Source organism: Pseudomonas sp. GW456-L12 (assembly GCF_059424045.1).
The window spans coordinates 259,086-271,956 of record NZ_JBWKZA010000007.1; the positions used below are offsets into that span (position 1 = coordinate 259,086).

Below are 12,871 nucleotides of genomic sequence, written 5' to 3' on the forward strand. Positions count from 1 at the left end.
GTGGCCCCGTCTAAGTAAGACAAGGTAAAGAACGAACATGGGCAGCATGCATCCCGTACAGGTGATCGCGGTGACCGGCGGCAAAGGTGGCGTCGGCAAGACTAACGTGTCAGTGAACTTGTCCCTGGCCCTAGCGGAGCTCGGCCGGCGCGTCATGCTGCTGGACGCCGACCTGGGCCTGGCCAACGTCGACGTGCTATTGGGGCTGACCCCCAAACGGACCCTCGCCGACGTGATCGAAGGCCGCTGCGAGCTGCGCGATGTGCTGCTGCAGGGGCCGGGTGGAATCCGTATCGTGCCGGCGGCGTCCGGCACCCAGAGCATGGTTCATCTGAGCCCGGCGCAGCATGCCGGCCTGATCCAGGCTTTCAGCGACATCGGCGACAACCTCGATGTGCTGGTGATCGACACCGCCGCCGGCATCGGCGACTCGGTGGTCAGCTTCGTCCGCGCGGCCCAGGAAGTGTTGCTGGTGGTCTGCGACGAGCCGACCTCGATCACCGACGCCTACGCGCTGATCAAGCTGCTCAACCGCGACTACGGCATGAACCGCTTCCGCGTGCTCGCCAACATGGCGCAGAGCCCACAGGAAGGGCGCAATCTGTTCGCCAAGTTGACCAAGGTCACGGATCGCTTCCTGGACGTGGCCCTACAATATGTCGGCGCCGTGCCTTACGACGAATGCGTGCGCAAGGCCGTGCAAAAGCAGCGTGCGGTCTATGAGGCGTTTCCGCGTTCGAAATGCGCGCTGGCATTCAAGGCCATCGCGCAGAAGGTCGATACCTGGCCGTTGCCGGCCAACCCACGTGGACATCTGGAATTTTTCGTCGAGCGGCTCGTGCATCAAACAGCGGGACCGGTGCTATGAGCGCCAGCGGCTACAACCTTTACAAAAAGTCGGCACGTGACAGCCAGTACGAATTGATCGAGCGCTATGCGCCTCTGGTCAAGCGTATTGCCTATCACTTGCTGGCGCGCCTGCCGGCCAGTGTCCAGGTCGAAGACCTGATCCAGGCCGGGATGATCGGTCTGCTCGAAGTGTCGACCAAGTACGACGCGAGCAAGGGCGCGAGTTTCGAGACCTACGCGGGTATCCGTATCCGTGGTGCGATGCTCGATGAGGTCCGTAAAGGTGACTGGGCGCCGCGTTCGGTACATCGCAATACCCGGATGGTGAGCGATGCCATTCGCGCAATTGAAGCTAAAACCGGTCGTGACGCTAAAGATCATGAAGTTGCGGCCGAACTTCAATTGAGTCTCGACGATTATTACGGGATTTTGAACGACACCTTGGGCAGTCGCCTGTTCAGCTTCGACGACCTGTTGCAGGACGGCGAGCATGAAGGGCTGCATGAGGATGGCGCGAGTGCTCATCTCGAGCCGTCGCGCGACCTGGAGGACGAACGTTTCCAGGCCGCGCTGGCGGACGCGATTGCCAATTTGCCGGAGCGTGAGCGACTGGTCTTGGCGCTGTACTACGACGAAGAGCTGAACCTCAAGGAAATCGGTGAGGTCCTGGGGGTCAGCGAATCGCGGGTCAGCCAGTTACACAGCCAGTGCGCGGCCCGTTTGCGGGGGCGTTTGGGAGAGTGGCGAGCGCGCTGACAGGCAGTGTGGGGGACACTGCGGACGAGACTGGCACGACGTGGCCGGACTTGCGGTGTGTATTCCATGCAGTCGTTGAGTGCTCTGCCTGATTGATTGAATGGCGCGTTCAGGTGCTGGACGCGTTTAAGACTGCTTGGAGGTCGAATTGGACAAGAACATGAAAATCCTCATCGTTGATGACTTCTCAACGATGCGGCGGATCATAAAAAACCTGTTGCGTGACCTGGGCTTCACCAACACGGTCGAGGCTGACGATGGCACCACCGCCATTCCGGTCCTCAACAGTGGGAGCATCGACTTTCTGGTAACGGACTGGAACATGCCCGGCATGACCGGTATCGATCTGCTGCGCCATGTGCGCGCCGATGAAAAACTCAAGCACCTGCCGGTACTCATGGTGACCGCTGAAGCCAAGCGCGAACAGATCATCGAAGCTGCCCAGGCCGGCGTAAACGGTTATGTGGTCAAGCCCTTCACGGCCCAGGCGTTGAAAGAGAAGATCGAGAAGATCTTCGAACGCATCGGTTGAGAGTGGAATCATTCCGCCACGGGGGAGCTATGGAGCACAACGAATCTTCATTGGGCGATTTCGAATCGACCCTGAAAAAACACGCACTCGAACTGGTCGACAGCCTTGAAAAAGGCAAGTTCGGCGAAGCCGTGCAACTGATCCATGAGCTCAACCAGACCCGTGACCGCGGCCTGTACCAGGAGGTCGGCAAGCTCACCCGCGAGCTGCATAGCGCCATCGTCAATTTCCAGATTGACCCGCATATGCCGCAAGCCGAGGAAGTTTCACAGATCACGGATGCCACCGAGCGCCTGTCCTATGTGGTCAGGCTGACCGAGGCCGCGGCCAACCGCACCATGGATCTGGTCGAGAGCGCCACCCCGCTGGTCAATGGCCTGAGCAGCGAAGCCCAGGCCCTGAGCGCCGATTGGGGGCGTTTCATGCGCCGCGAACTGGGCGCCGAGGAATTCCGCGACCTGGCCCGCCGGGTGGACGGTTTCCTGACCCGCAGCGAGCAAGACACGCGCGCGGTATCGAGCAACCTCAACGACATTCTGCTGGCGCAGGACTACCAGGACCTGACCGGTCAGGTGATCAAGCGCGTGACCCAGTTGGTCACCGAAGTCGAGAGCAACCTGCTCAAACTGGTCCTGATGGCCAGCCAGGTCGATCGTTTTGCCGGCATCGAACATGACCGTGAATCGATCCTCGCTGAAAAAGATCCGCAAAAACATCTGGCCAAGGGTGAAGGTCCGCAGATTCATGCCGATAAACGTGAAGACGTTGTATCCGGTCAGGACGATGTCGACGATTTGCTTTCCAGCCTTGGATTCTAGGAGCACCCATACATGAGCTTCGGCGCCGATGAAGAAATCCTTCAGGATTTTCTGGTTGAGGCCGGCGAGATTCTAGAGCAACTGTCCGAACAACTGGTCGAGCTGGAAAGCCGGCCGGACGATGCGGATCTGCTCAACGCAATTTTTCGCGGTTTTCACACTGTAAAAGGGGGCGCCGGCTTCCTCCAGCTCAACGAGCTGGTGGAGTGCTGCCACATCGCCGAGAACGTGTTCGACATCCTGCGCAAGGGTGAGCGTCGCGTCGACGCGGAACTGATGGACGTAGTGCTCGAAGCGCTGGACGCGGTGAACAGCATGTTCGGCCAGGTGCGCGAGCGTACCGAGATCACCGCCGCCACTCCGGAGCTGCTGGCTGCCCTGGCCCGCCTGGCCGAGCCTGCGGGGGCCAAGGAGGTCGCCGCGCCGGTGGCCGACGCTGAGGCAGTTGTTGAAGCCGTTGCCGAGCCGGTCGCCGAACCGACCGAAAGCGAGTCCGGCGATATCACCGACAGCGAGTTCGAGCAGCTGCTCGATTCGCTCAATGCCGCCAAGGCCGAGGCCGAAGCCCCGGCTGCTGTTGCTCCCGCGGCGCCCACCGCCGGCAGCGAAGCGGCCAGCGACGAAATCACTGACGCCGAGTTCGAGTCGCTGCTCGATCAATTGCATGGCAAGGGCCAGTTCGCACCGGATGCGGTGGCCCCTTCGGCCACGGCGCCGGCTGCGGAAAAAGCCGCGGCCAGCGACGAAATCACCGATGACGAGTTCGAAGCCCTGCTGGATCAGCTGCATGGCAAAGGCAACTTTGCGGTCGATGCGCTGGACTCCGCGGTAGCAGCGGCGGTACCGCCGGCTGCGCCAAGCGCGGCCGCCGCCGGTGGCGACCTGATCACCGACCAGGAATTCGAATCCCTGCTCGACGAGCTGCATGGCAAGGGTAAGTTCTCTGAAGTGCCCGCAGCCGCGGCGACCGTGGGTAGCGCAACGGCCGCCACGGCTCCGGCGCCTGCCGCCGTCGCCAAGCCAGCGGTGAAGAAGCCCGAAGCCAAGGCCGAAACGCCAAAACCGGCTCCAGCCGCTGCTCCGGCGCCTGCTCGTGCTCCGGCTGCCGCCCCGGCGGAAAAACCGGTCAGCGAAGCCGAAACCACCGTGCGGGTCGATACCGCGCGGCTGGACGAAATCATGAACATGGTCGGCGAGCTGGTGCTGGTGCGTAACCGCCTGGTGCGCCTGGGGCTCAACAGCGGCGACGAAGCCATGTCCAAGGCCGTGTCGAACCTCGACGTGGTCACGGCCGATTTGCAGACCGCGGTGATGAAGACCCGGATGCAGCCGATCAAGAAGGTCTTCGGGCGCTTCCCGCGCCTGGTTCGCGACCTGGCCCGCCAGCTCAAGAAAGAGATCAACCTGGAGCTGGTCGGCGAAGAGACCGACCTCGACAAGAACCTCGTCGAGGCCCTGGCCGACCCGCTGGTGCACTTGGTGCGCAACGCCGTCGACCACGGTATCGAGTCGCCGGAAGAGCGCGAGGAAGCGGGCAAGTCCCGTGGCGGCAAGGTGGTGCTGGCGGCCGAGCAGGAAGGCGACCATATCCTGCTGTCGATCTCCGACGACGGCAAAGGCATGGACCCGAACGTCCTGCGCGCGATTGCGGTCAAGCGTGGGGTGATGGACAAGGATGCCGCCGATCGCCTGAGCGACACCGAGTGCTACAACCTGATCTTCGCCCCGGGCTTCTCGACCAAGACCGAGATCTCCGACGTGTCCGGCCGCGGCGTGGGCATGGACGTGGTGAAGACCAAGATTTCCCAGCTCAACGGTTCGATCAACATCTACTCGACCAAGGGCCAGGGTTCGAAGATCGTCATCAAGGTGCCGCTGACCCTGGCGATCATGCCGACCCTGATGGTGATGCTGGGCAACCAGGCGTTCGCCTTCCCGCTGGTCAACGTCAACGAAATCTTCCACCTGGACCTGTCGCGCACCAACGTGGTCGACGGCCAGGAGGTGGTGATCGTCCGCGACAAGGCGCTGCCACTGTTCTACCTCAAGCGCTGGCTGGTCAGTTCCGCCGCTCACGAAGAGCAGCGCGAAGGCCACGTGGTGATCCTTTCGGTCGGCACCCAGCGGATCGGCTTCGTCGTCGATCAACTGGTCGGCCAGGAAGAAGTCGTCATCAAGCCATTGGGCAAGATGCTCCAGGGGACTCCAGGCATGTCGGGCGCCACCATTACCGGTGACGGCCGCATTGCACTGATTCTCGATGTTCCGAGCATGCTCAAGCGTTACGCCGCACGGCGTATTTGAATACCGGAGGGGCGGGGCCATTTGCCTTGCCCCACCTAACGGAGTGTTTATGGCAGTCAAGGTCCTGGTGGTGGATGATTCGGGTTTTTTCCGCCGCCGCGTCTCGGAAATTCTTTCAGCGGATATCAATATCCAGGTCGTCGGTACCGCGACCAACGGCAAAGAGGCGATCGATCAGGCGCTGGCGCTCAAGCCGGACGTGATCACCATGGACTACGAGATGCCGATGATGGATGGCATCACGGCCGTGCGGCACATCATGCAGCGCTGCCCGACGCCGGTATTGATGTTCTCCTCGCTGACCCATGAAGGCGCCCGGGTAACCCTGGATGCGCTGGATGCCGGCGCGGTGGATTTCCTGCCGAAGAACTTCGAAGACATCTCGCGCAATCCCGAGAAGGTCAAGCAACTGCTGTGCGAGAAGGTCCATAGCATCTCGCGCAGTAACCGTCGTTTCAGCAGCTACAGTGGGCCGGCGCCACAACCGGCGGCGGCACCGAAGCCTGCGCCAACGAGCACCAGCAGTTTCGGCGGCACGGCCCCGGCGCGCCCGGCTGCAACGCCGATTCCCGCCCGTACGCCGTCCGCTGGCGCGTCGTCGCCGGCGCCCAAGCGCAAGGCCTACAAACTGGTGGCCATCGGTACCTCCACCGGTGGTCCGGTGGCGCTGCAGCGGGTGCTGACCCAGTTGCCGGCCAACTTCCCGGCGCCGATCGTGCTGATCCAGCACATGCCGGCGGCCTTCACCAAGGCGTTCGCCGAGCGCCTGGACAAGCTTTGCCGGATCAGCGTCAAGGAAGCCGAGGACGGCGACATCCTGCGTCCGGGCCTGGCGCTGCTGGCACCGGGCGGCAAGCAGATGATGGTCGACGGCCGTGGCGCGGTGAAAATCCTCCCGGGCGACGAGCGCCTGAACTACAAGCCGTGCGTGGACATCACCTTCGGTTCGGCGGCCAAGTCCTACGGCGACAAAGTTCTGGCGGTGGTCCTCACCGGCATGGGCGCCGACGGTCGCGAAGGCGCGCGCCTGCTCAAGCAGGGCGGTAGCGCAGTCTGGGCCCAGGATGAGGCGAGCTGTGTGATCTACGGGATGCCGATGGCGATCGTCAAGGCGGAGCTGGCGGATGCGGTGTACGGCCTGGACGACATCGGCAAGCATCTGGTCGAGGCCTGTCTCTGATGGATGTTCTAAGCCTCATCGGGATCATCATGGCGTTCGTCGCCATCATCGGTGGCAACTACCTGGAAGGCGGTCATCTGTCGGCCCTGGCCAATGGTCCGGCGGCGCTGATCGTGCTGGGTGGGACCATCGGTGCGGCGTTGCTGCAATCGCCGCTGAGCGCCTTCAAGCGTGCCATGCAGATCCTCGGCTGGATCCTGTTTCCGCCGCGAGTCGACCTGCCCGGGGGCATCGACCGTGTCGTCAACTGGAGCCTGACCGCCCGCAAGGAAGGCCTGCTGGGCCTGGAAGGCGTGGCCGATGCCGAGCCCGACACCTATTCGCGCAAGGGCCTGCAACTGCTGGTGGACGGTGCCGAGCCGGAATCCATCCGCAGTATCCTGGAAGTGGATTTCTACACCCAGGAAAGCCGCGACATCGAAGCGGCCAAGGTCTTTGAAAGCATGGGCGGCTACGCGCCGACCATCGGTATTATCGGTGCGGTCATGGGCCTGATCCATGTGATGGGCAACCTGGCCGACCCTTCGCAGCTGGGCAGCGGTATCGCCGTGGCCTTCGTCGCGACCATCTACGGCGTGGCCAGCGCCAACCTGGTGTTGCTGCCGATCGCCGCCAAGCTTAAGTCCATAGCCTTGCGCCAGTCGCGTTATCGCGAAATGTTGCTTGAAGGAATCCTGTCGATTGCCGAAGGTGAAAACCCTCGTTCCATTGAGTTGAAGCTGCAAGGCTTCATGGATTGATGGGGGTAATGGACTATGTCCCGTCGTCGCCGGCATGAAGAACACGTCAACCACGAGCGTTGGCTAGTGTCCTACGCGGACTTCATCACCTTGCTGTTCGCCTTTTTCGTGGTCATGTACTCGATCTCCTCGATCAACGAGGGCAAGTACAAGGTCATTTCCGAAGCACTGATCGGCGTGTTCACCGATTCGGACCGCGCCCTCAAGCCGATTCCCATCGGTGAGGAGCGGCCCCAGACCGTGACCCCGGCCAAACCGCTGGTCAAGGACAGCGAGCAGACCGACGCCGGTATCGCCGGTGCCAGCGATCCGCTGAAAAGCATCGCCGACGATATCAGCGCGGCTTTTGGCGACCTGATCAGTTCCAACCAGATGACCGTGCGCGGCAACGAGTTGTGGGTCGAGATCGAGCTCAACTCCAGCCTGTTGTTCGGCAGCGGCGATGCCATGCCCAGCGACCTGGCGTTCAACATCATCGACAAGGTGGCGGCGATCCTCAAACCCTTCGACAACCCGATTCACGTCGAGGGCTTTACCGACAACCAGCCGATCCAGACCGCGCAGTACCCGACCAACTGGGAGCTGTCGTCGGCCCGCTCGGCGAGCATCGTGCGGATGCTGGCGATGCAGGGGGTCAATCCGCAGCGCCTGGCTTCGGTGGGCTACGGCGAGTTCCAGCCGGTAGCCAATAACGCGACGGCCGATGGCCGTGCCCGCAATCGTCGGGTGGTGCTGGTGGTGTCGCGCAATCTCGACGTACGCCGCAGCCTGACGGGCACCGGCACCGCCCATGCGACACCGGATGCGGCATTGAAGCGGGCTGGCACACAAACTGCACCTACGTCAGTCAAGACGCCGGGACGCGAGAGTGCCGTCAATTCTCCGTCACCGGCTTTATAACTGGGTGCTATTTCTCGGTGGGCCCGTGCCTGCCGGGAGGAACAATCTGAATGAGAGTCTGGGCAGTTGCCAATCAAAAGGGTGGCGTCGGTAAGACCACCAGTTCCATCGCTTTAGCCGGGTTGCTGGCCGAGGCGGGCAAGCGCGTGGTCGTGGTCGATCTCGACCCCCACGGCTCCATGACCAGCTACTTCGGCTATGACCCCGACAGCCTGGAACACAGTAACTACGACCTGTTCCTGCACAAGGGCAGCGTCCCCGAGGGCTTGCCCGGGCAGTTGCTGCTGTCGACCAGCGACGAACGTATTTCCCTGCTGCCCTCGAGTACCGCGCTGGCTACCCTGGAGCGCCAGTCGCCGGGGCAGAGCGGCCTGGGCCTGGTGATCGCCAAGAGCCTGGCGCAGCTGTGGCAGGATTTCGACTATGCGGTGATCGACAGCCCGCCGTTGCTCGGCGTGCTGATGGTCAATGCCTTGGCGGCGAGCCAGCAACTGGTGATCCCGGTGCAGACCGAGCACTTGGCGGTCAAGGGCCTGGAGCGCATGGTCAATACCTTGGCGATGATCAACCGCTCGCGCAAACAGGCGCTGCCGTTCAGCATCGTGCCGACCCTGTTCGACCGCCGCACCCAGGCGTCCCTGGGCACCTTGCGGGTGCTGCGCGACAAGTTCCCGGATGAGATCTGGCAGGGCTATATCCCGGTCGACACGCGCCTGCGCGATGCCAGCCGGGCCGGGTTGACGCCTTCGCAATTCGACGGCAAGAGCCGCGGCGTACTGGCCTATCGCGCCTTGCTCAAGCACCTGCTGGCCCAGCAACTTGTCCCGCAGGTGGCCTGACGTGGCGGAGCATTCAAGTCTGCTGCCGGTCTGGCCGATAAACCCTACAGGTCACTGTGCTGGGCTTTATCCGTGGGCATCCTTATGAACCGTCCTGTCGACGTCACGTCCCGGCCGCAGTTGGCGCTGCAGTCCTACCTGGACGCGTTGCTGCAGGACGCCACCGAAGAAGAATTCGCGGTTCCCGAGGCGCTGCCGCAGGTTCAGGCAGCCGTTGCAGAAGTGGTGGTGTCGAGCGAGGTCCTGGATGAGTTCCAGGCCGCGGTGCTCGAAGAACAGGCTCGCGATGCCCAGGTCCAGCGTGCGCCGGCTGCGGTTGTCGCTCCGGTAGTGCGGGTCGAGGAAGCGGTGGTCGCTCCCGTGCTGGAGGCGCCCGCGCCATTGCCGGCCACCTTGTCGACCGTTGCGCCCTTGCTGCAGGGCCTGGTCGAACCGGTGGTCGAAGTGCATCGGCCACCCAGCAGCACGCCGCCACCGGTGGCGGGTGACGACCGGCCGAGCTGGGCGGCGGAACCCTTCGAGTGCCTGCTGTTCGATGTCGCCGGGTTGACCCTGGCGGTGCCGCTGGTCTGCCTGGGGTCGATCTACTCCCTGGCGGGGCATGAACTGACGCCGCTGTTCGGTCAGCCGGAGTGGTTCCTCGGGATCCTGCCGAGCCAGGCCGGCAACCTGAAGGTGCTGGATACCGCGCGCTGGGTGATGCCGGACCGCTACCGCGACGACTTCCGCCAGGGCCTGCAATACGTGATCTCGGTCCAAGGCTACGAGTGGGGGCTGGCGGTGCATCAGGTCAGCCGCTCGTTGCGCCTGGACCCGAACGAAATCAAATGGCGCAGCCACCGTGGCCAGCGGCCATGGCTGGCGGGCACGGTCATCGAGCATATGTGCGCGCTGCTGGACGTTTCCGAGCTGGCCGAGCTGATCGCCAGCGGCGGTGCGAAACACATGGCTATCAGTAAACCGGCACCGAAGCCGATATAGACCAACAACAGGCTGCGCCGACGGTGCGGCCACACAGAACACACACCGTTTCCAACGGTTTTTTGAGGGGTCAGGGGTATGAATAAGTCGTCGTCTGCACAGAGTTCCGAAGATCCGATCCTGCAATGGGTAACCTTCAAGCTGGATAACGAGTCCTACGGCATCAACGTGATGCGCGTGCAGGAAGTCTTGCGCTACACCGAGATCGCACCGGTACCGGGTGCCCCGAGCTACGTGCTGGGCATCATCAACCTGCGCGGCAACGTGGTGACCGTGATCGACACCCGCCAGCGTTTTGGCCTGGTGCCCACCGAGGTCAATGACAACACCCGTATCGTGATCATCGAAGCCGACAAGCAAGTGGTCGGGATCATGGTCGACAGCGTGGCGGAAGTGGTTTACCTGCGTCAGTCGGAAGTCGAGACCGCGCCGAACGTCGGTAACGAAGAGTCGGCCAAGTTCATCCAGGGCGTGTGCAACAAGAACGGCGAGCTGCTGATTCTGGTTGAGCTGGACAAGATGATGAGCGAAGAAGAGTGGTCGGAACTGGAGAGTATCTGATTGATTCTCGAGGTTGCGGTTATTGCCCTGTTCCTCTTTTGGGCAGGCACACTGGCGATGTTCCTGGCCTATATCCGCGCTCAGCGGCAGATCGCCGCCCAGCAGGCCCAGGGCGATGCGCTGCGCGATCAGCGCATCAAGGACCTGGCCAAGCGCGTCGACGATTACCAGAACGGTACGGTGCGCATGGGCGAAGACCTGCATGAGCTGCGCGCGGTGGTCGGCCCGTTGCCGGACAAGCTGGCCCAGCTGGAACAGCGCGATCCGTCGAGCCTGTCCTTCGCCCAGGCCGCGCGCCTGGTGGGCATGGGCGCCAGCGTCGACGAACTGACTCAGTCCTGCGGCTTGACCCAGGCCGAGGCCGAGTTGATGAGTAAGTTACATAGAAGCTAGCTGCAAGCTACAAGCCGCAAGCTTCAAGCTGGAATCTTGTAGCTTGCGGCTTGCGGCTTGCGGCTTGTAGCTTGTAGCTCTTCAGTAATCCTCCCCGCTTTCCGTCACATCTTTCTCCAGCGCCGCTTCCTGCGGCTCATGCCCGGCCGGGAACTTGCCCTTGAGGTTCCAGGCGAAGGCGATGATTTCGGCAATGGTCCGGTACAACGCCTCGGGAATGCTGTCGCCCAGTTCCATGCGCGCCAGCAGTTTCACCAGCTCGGCGTTCTCATAGATCGGCACTTCACAGTCGCGGGCGATTTTCAGGATGGCTTCGGCCAGTTCGTCGTCGCCCTTGGCGGTCAGCGTGGGGGCGTGCTGGCCGTCGTACTTGAGGGCGATGGCCTGGCGTGGCGGGTTGGGATTATTCATGCGGTTTCATCGACCCAGCGTTGTTCCAGTCGGGTTTTCGGGCCCTGCGGCGGTGTGCCGAGATGGCAGTCCAGATCGCCCACATCCAGGCCGGACGCCAGCAGCCGTTCACGCAGGCTGCCCAGATGGCTTTCTATCAGGCTCGCGGTAAACGGCCGCTGCGCCCAGAGCTGGCTGGACAGGCGGCCCTTGAGCAATTGCGCCTGCACCTGCAGCGGGCCCAGGGGTTCGAGGTCGAACGCCAGTTCGACGCGCCACAGCTGCTGTTTCGGTTCGCGTTCCTCGCGTTTTTCCTCGGGCGGTTTTTCCGCCGGGTCTTCGCGCTGGAACTTGACCTGCAGGGGCACGACATCCTGCATCGTGCGCATCGGGATCTCCAGTTGCCAGGTGGTCAGCAGCCGCCCGTCATCGGTCAGGCCGCTCTGTTCCAGGCTCGCCAACTGGTGGCTCTGCAGGCGTGAAACAGCGGCCGCGGCCAGGCGCAGCAGGTGTTCCAGGTCGCCTTCCTCCTCGAGGCTTTGCAGCAGCCGCGAGGGCAGGGGGAAGCCACCGGGCTTGGCGCTGACCTGGCCGAGGGTCCCCAGGGCGCTGCGCACGAAGCTCGGCAGCACCTGGGCCAGGGTGTTGGCGGCAATGATCGCGTTGAAGCTGGTGCTGGCCGGCAGGCCCGGCGTCATCTGGGCGATCAGGCGCAGCAGGTTGCCTTTCAGGTCAGCCGCCAGGGCCGGATTGTCGCCGGCCAGCAGCCGCGACTCAAGGAAGGCGCCGCTGTTACCCAGGGCCAGGGCCAGCGCCTTGGGATTGCTCAGTTGCTGCAGGTCGGGCAGGCCGGCGAGCAGCTTGTCCACCGTGGCGCGCAGTTCGCTGGAGGTGTCGTCGGAGGGCGGCAGGTTCTGCAACGCATTGATCAGGCCCGTCAGCGAGGCCTGGCGGCTTTGCTGGGCGGCCAGTTGCTGGGCGATCGCCAGTTGCTCCTGGCGCCCGCTCAGCGGCACGAAGCTCAAGCTCTGCGAGCCTTGCACCAGGGCGCTCAGCAGGCTGCCGATGCGCAAGGGTTGCGGGCTGTCGATGCTCAGGGTGCTGCCGCTCAGGGCGGTATTAAGCAGGCTCACCAGCGAGCGGTAGACCGCCGGTTGTCCGGCTGCCTGGGGTTGTAGCTGGGTGGTCAGCACCTTGCCCTGCAGCAGGGTGCCCACGGGAAGCTGTGCGGTGTCGAGACGGGTCAGGGTGGCGACGCTGGCGGCAATCGCCTGCTGCACGGTGATGGCCAGGTTGCCGGCCGAGGGCTGGGTCACCGCCAGGCTGGTGCCCAGGGGCAACGGCTGGTTGCTGGTGGCCTGGACGGTGGTCTGCCGGCCGCTGTCGAGGGTCAGCTTGAGCAACAGTTGGAACGTCTGGTCCGCCTGCTTGAGCGACAGCACTTCGGCCTTGGCCGATTGGCCGGCGGCGATCAGGCCTTCCAGGGGCTGCAGCAACTTGAGCAGCTCACCGCTGATCGGCAGCGCGCGCACGGTTCCCGGCGTCAGTTGGGGCAGCGGAGGAAGGGTGATTTCGCCTGTCATCTGGACACAACCTGTGGAGAAATAAGCCCTCTTGAGAGTAGGGCA

Annotated in this window: 14 protein-coding genes; 12 read left to right on the top strand and 2 right to left on the bottom strand. The window is 63.3% G+C overall.

The window, feature by feature from the left end:
* The first annotated feature begins 37 nt into the window (after nucleotides 1–37).
* The 12 genes from fleN (at nucleotide 38) to AC07Y9_RS12165 (ending at nucleotide 10,853) form a co-directional block, all read left to right on the top strand.
* On the top strand, nucleotides 38–868 hold the full coding sequence (fleN, locus tag AC07Y9_RS12110) for a flagellar synthesis regulator FleN (RefSeq protein WP_007922506.1): 831 nt from the start codon (nucleotides 38–40) through the stop codon (nucleotides 866–868).
* Nucleotides 865–1,605, top strand: coding sequence for an RNA polymerase sigma factor FliA (fliA, locus tag AC07Y9_RS12115; protein ID WP_007922505.1), 741 nt, complete (start codon nucleotides 865–867; stop codon nucleotides 1,603–1,605). The genes fleN and fliA overlap by 4 nt, the downstream gene beginning before the upstream one ends.
* A 160-nt stretch (nucleotides 1,606–1,765) precedes the next feature.
* The gene (locus tag AC07Y9_RS12120; protein ID WP_003183998.1) at nucleotides 1,766–2,137 is read left to right on the top strand and encodes a chemotaxis response regulator CheY; all 372 of its coding nucleotides are present in this window, start codon (nucleotides 1,766–1,768) and stop codon (nucleotides 2,135–2,137) included.
* A 29-nt stretch (nucleotides 2,138–2,166) separates the two neighbouring features.
* Nucleotides 2,167–2,955 carry a protein phosphatase CheZ gene (locus tag AC07Y9_RS12125; RefSeq protein ID WP_007922504.1) on the top strand — a complete coding sequence of 263 codons (789 nt, stop codon included), beginning with the start codon at nucleotides 2,167–2,169 and terminating at the stop codon, nucleotides 2,953–2,955.
* Between the two features lie 12 nt (nucleotides 2,956–2,967).
* Nucleotides 2,968–5,259: a chemotaxis protein CheA gene (locus AC07Y9_RS12130; protein WP_102678466.1), complete on the top strand. Its 2,292-nt coding sequence runs from the start codon at nucleotides 2,968–2,970 to the stop codon at nucleotides 5,257–5,259.
* A gap of 49 nt (nucleotides 5,260–5,308) precedes the next feature.
* Nucleotides 5,309–6,439, top strand: coding sequence for a protein-glutamate methylesterase/protein-glutamine glutaminase (locus AC07Y9_RS12135; protein WP_102678465.1), 1,131 nt, complete (start codon nucleotides 5,309–5,311; stop codon nucleotides 6,437–6,439).
* Nucleotides 6,439–7,179 carry a flagellar motor protein gene (locus AC07Y9_RS12140; RefSeq protein WP_007922500.1) on the top strand — a complete coding sequence of 247 codons (741 nt, stop codon included), beginning with the start codon at nucleotides 6,439–6,441 and terminating at the stop codon, nucleotides 7,177–7,179. The genes AC07Y9_RS12135 and AC07Y9_RS12140 overlap by 1 nt, the downstream gene beginning before the upstream one ends.
* Nucleotides 7,180–7,194: 15 nt before the next feature.
* Nucleotides 7,195–8,079, top strand: a complete 885-nt coding sequence (gene motD / locus AC07Y9_RS12145; RefSeq protein ID WP_007922499.1) for a flagellar motor protein MotD — start codon at nucleotides 7,195–7,197, stop codon at nucleotides 8,077–8,079.
* A 50-nt stretch (nucleotides 8,080–8,129) separates the two neighbouring features.
* On the top strand, nucleotides 8,130–8,918 hold the full coding sequence (locus AC07Y9_RS12150) for a ParA family protein (RefSeq protein WP_007922498.1): 789 nt from the start codon (nucleotides 8,130–8,132) through the stop codon (nucleotides 8,916–8,918).
* An 84-nt stretch (nucleotides 8,919–9,002) separates the two neighbouring features.
* Nucleotides 9,003–9,899 carry a CheW domain-containing protein gene (locus AC07Y9_RS12155; RefSeq protein ID WP_087088860.1) on the top strand — a complete coding sequence of 299 codons (897 nt, stop codon included), beginning with the start codon at nucleotides 9,003–9,005 and terminating at the stop codon, nucleotides 9,897–9,899.
* Nucleotides 9,900–9,977: 78 nt separating this feature from the next.
* Nucleotides 9,978–10,460: a chemotaxis protein CheW gene (locus tag AC07Y9_RS12160; protein WP_007922496.1), complete on the top strand. Its 483-nt coding sequence runs from the start codon at nucleotides 9,978–9,980 to the stop codon at nucleotides 10,458–10,460.
* Nucleotides 10,461–10,853 carry a DUF2802 domain-containing protein gene (locus tag AC07Y9_RS12165; RefSeq protein WP_102678464.1) on the top strand — a complete coding sequence of 131 codons (393 nt, stop codon included), beginning with the start codon at nucleotides 10,461–10,463 and terminating at the stop codon, nucleotides 10,851–10,853.
* An 81-nt stretch (nucleotides 10,854–10,934) separates the two neighbouring features.
* Here AC07Y9_RS12165 and AC07Y9_RS12170 read toward each other — a convergent pair whose 3' ends face one another.
* Nucleotides 10,935–11,264: an EscU/YscU/HrcU family type III secretion system export apparatus switch protein gene (locus AC07Y9_RS12170; protein WP_102678463.1), complete on the bottom strand. Its 330-nt coding sequence runs from the start codon at nucleotides 11,262–11,264 to the stop codon at nucleotides 10,935–10,937.
* Entirely contained in the window at nucleotides 11,261–12,826 is a 1,566-nt protein-coding gene (gene fliK, locus AC07Y9_RS12175; protein ID WP_102678462.1) for a flagellar hook-length control protein FliK, read from the bottom strand. The genes AC07Y9_RS12170 and fliK overlap by 4 nt, the downstream gene beginning before the upstream one ends.
* Nucleotides 12,827–12,871 lie beyond the last annotated feature (45 nt).

Bases quoted from the DNA above. Each gene is read 5' to 3' on its own strand.
- fliK (WP_102678462.1), bottom strand. From the start codon at position 12,826: ATGACAGGCGAAATCACCCTTCCTCCGCTGCCCCAACTGACGCCGGGA.
- fliA (WP_007922505.1), top strand. From the start codon at position 865: ATGAGCGCCAGCGGCTACAACCTTTACAAAAAGTCGGCACGTGACAGC.
- AC07Y9_RS12120 (WP_003183998.1), top strand. From the start codon at position 1,766: ATGAAAATCCTCATCGTTGATGACTTCTCAACGATGCGGCGGATCATA.
- AC07Y9_RS12155 (WP_087088860.1), top strand. From the start codon at position 9,003: ATGAACCGTCCTGTCGACGTCACGTCCCGGCCGCAGTTGGCGCTGCAG.
- AC07Y9_RS12160 (WP_007922496.1), top strand. From the start codon at position 9,978: ATGAATAAGTCGTCGTCTGCACAGAGTTCCGAAGATCCGATCCTGCAA.
- motD (WP_007922499.1), top strand. From the start codon at position 7,195: ATGTCCCGTCGTCGCCGGCATGAAGAACACGTCAACCACGAGCGTTGG.
- AC07Y9_RS12170 (WP_102678463.1), bottom strand. From the start codon at position 11,264: ATGAATAATCCCAACCCGCCACGCCAGGCCATCGCCCTCAAGTACGAC.
- AC07Y9_RS12135 (WP_102678465.1), top strand. From the start codon at position 5,309: ATGGCAGTCAAGGTCCTGGTGGTGGATGATTCGGGTTTTTTCCGCCGC.
- AC07Y9_RS12140 (WP_007922500.1), top strand. From the start codon at position 6,439: ATGGATGTTCTAAGCCTCATCGGGATCATCATGGCGTTCGTCGCCATC.
- AC07Y9_RS12150 (WP_007922498.1), top strand. From the start codon at position 8,130: ATGAGAGTCTGGGCAGTTGCCAATCAAAAGGGTGGCGTCGGTAAGACC.
- fleN (WP_007922506.1), top strand. From the start codon at position 38: ATGGGCAGCATGCATCCCGTACAGGTGATCGCGGTGACCGGCGGCAAA.
- AC07Y9_RS12125 (WP_007922504.1), top strand. From the start codon at position 2,167: ATGGAGCACAACGAATCTTCATTGGGCGATTTCGAATCGACCCTGAAA.
- AC07Y9_RS12130 (WP_102678466.1), top strand. From the start codon at position 2,968: ATGAGCTTCGGCGCCGATGAAGAAATCCTTCAGGATTTTCTGGTTGAG.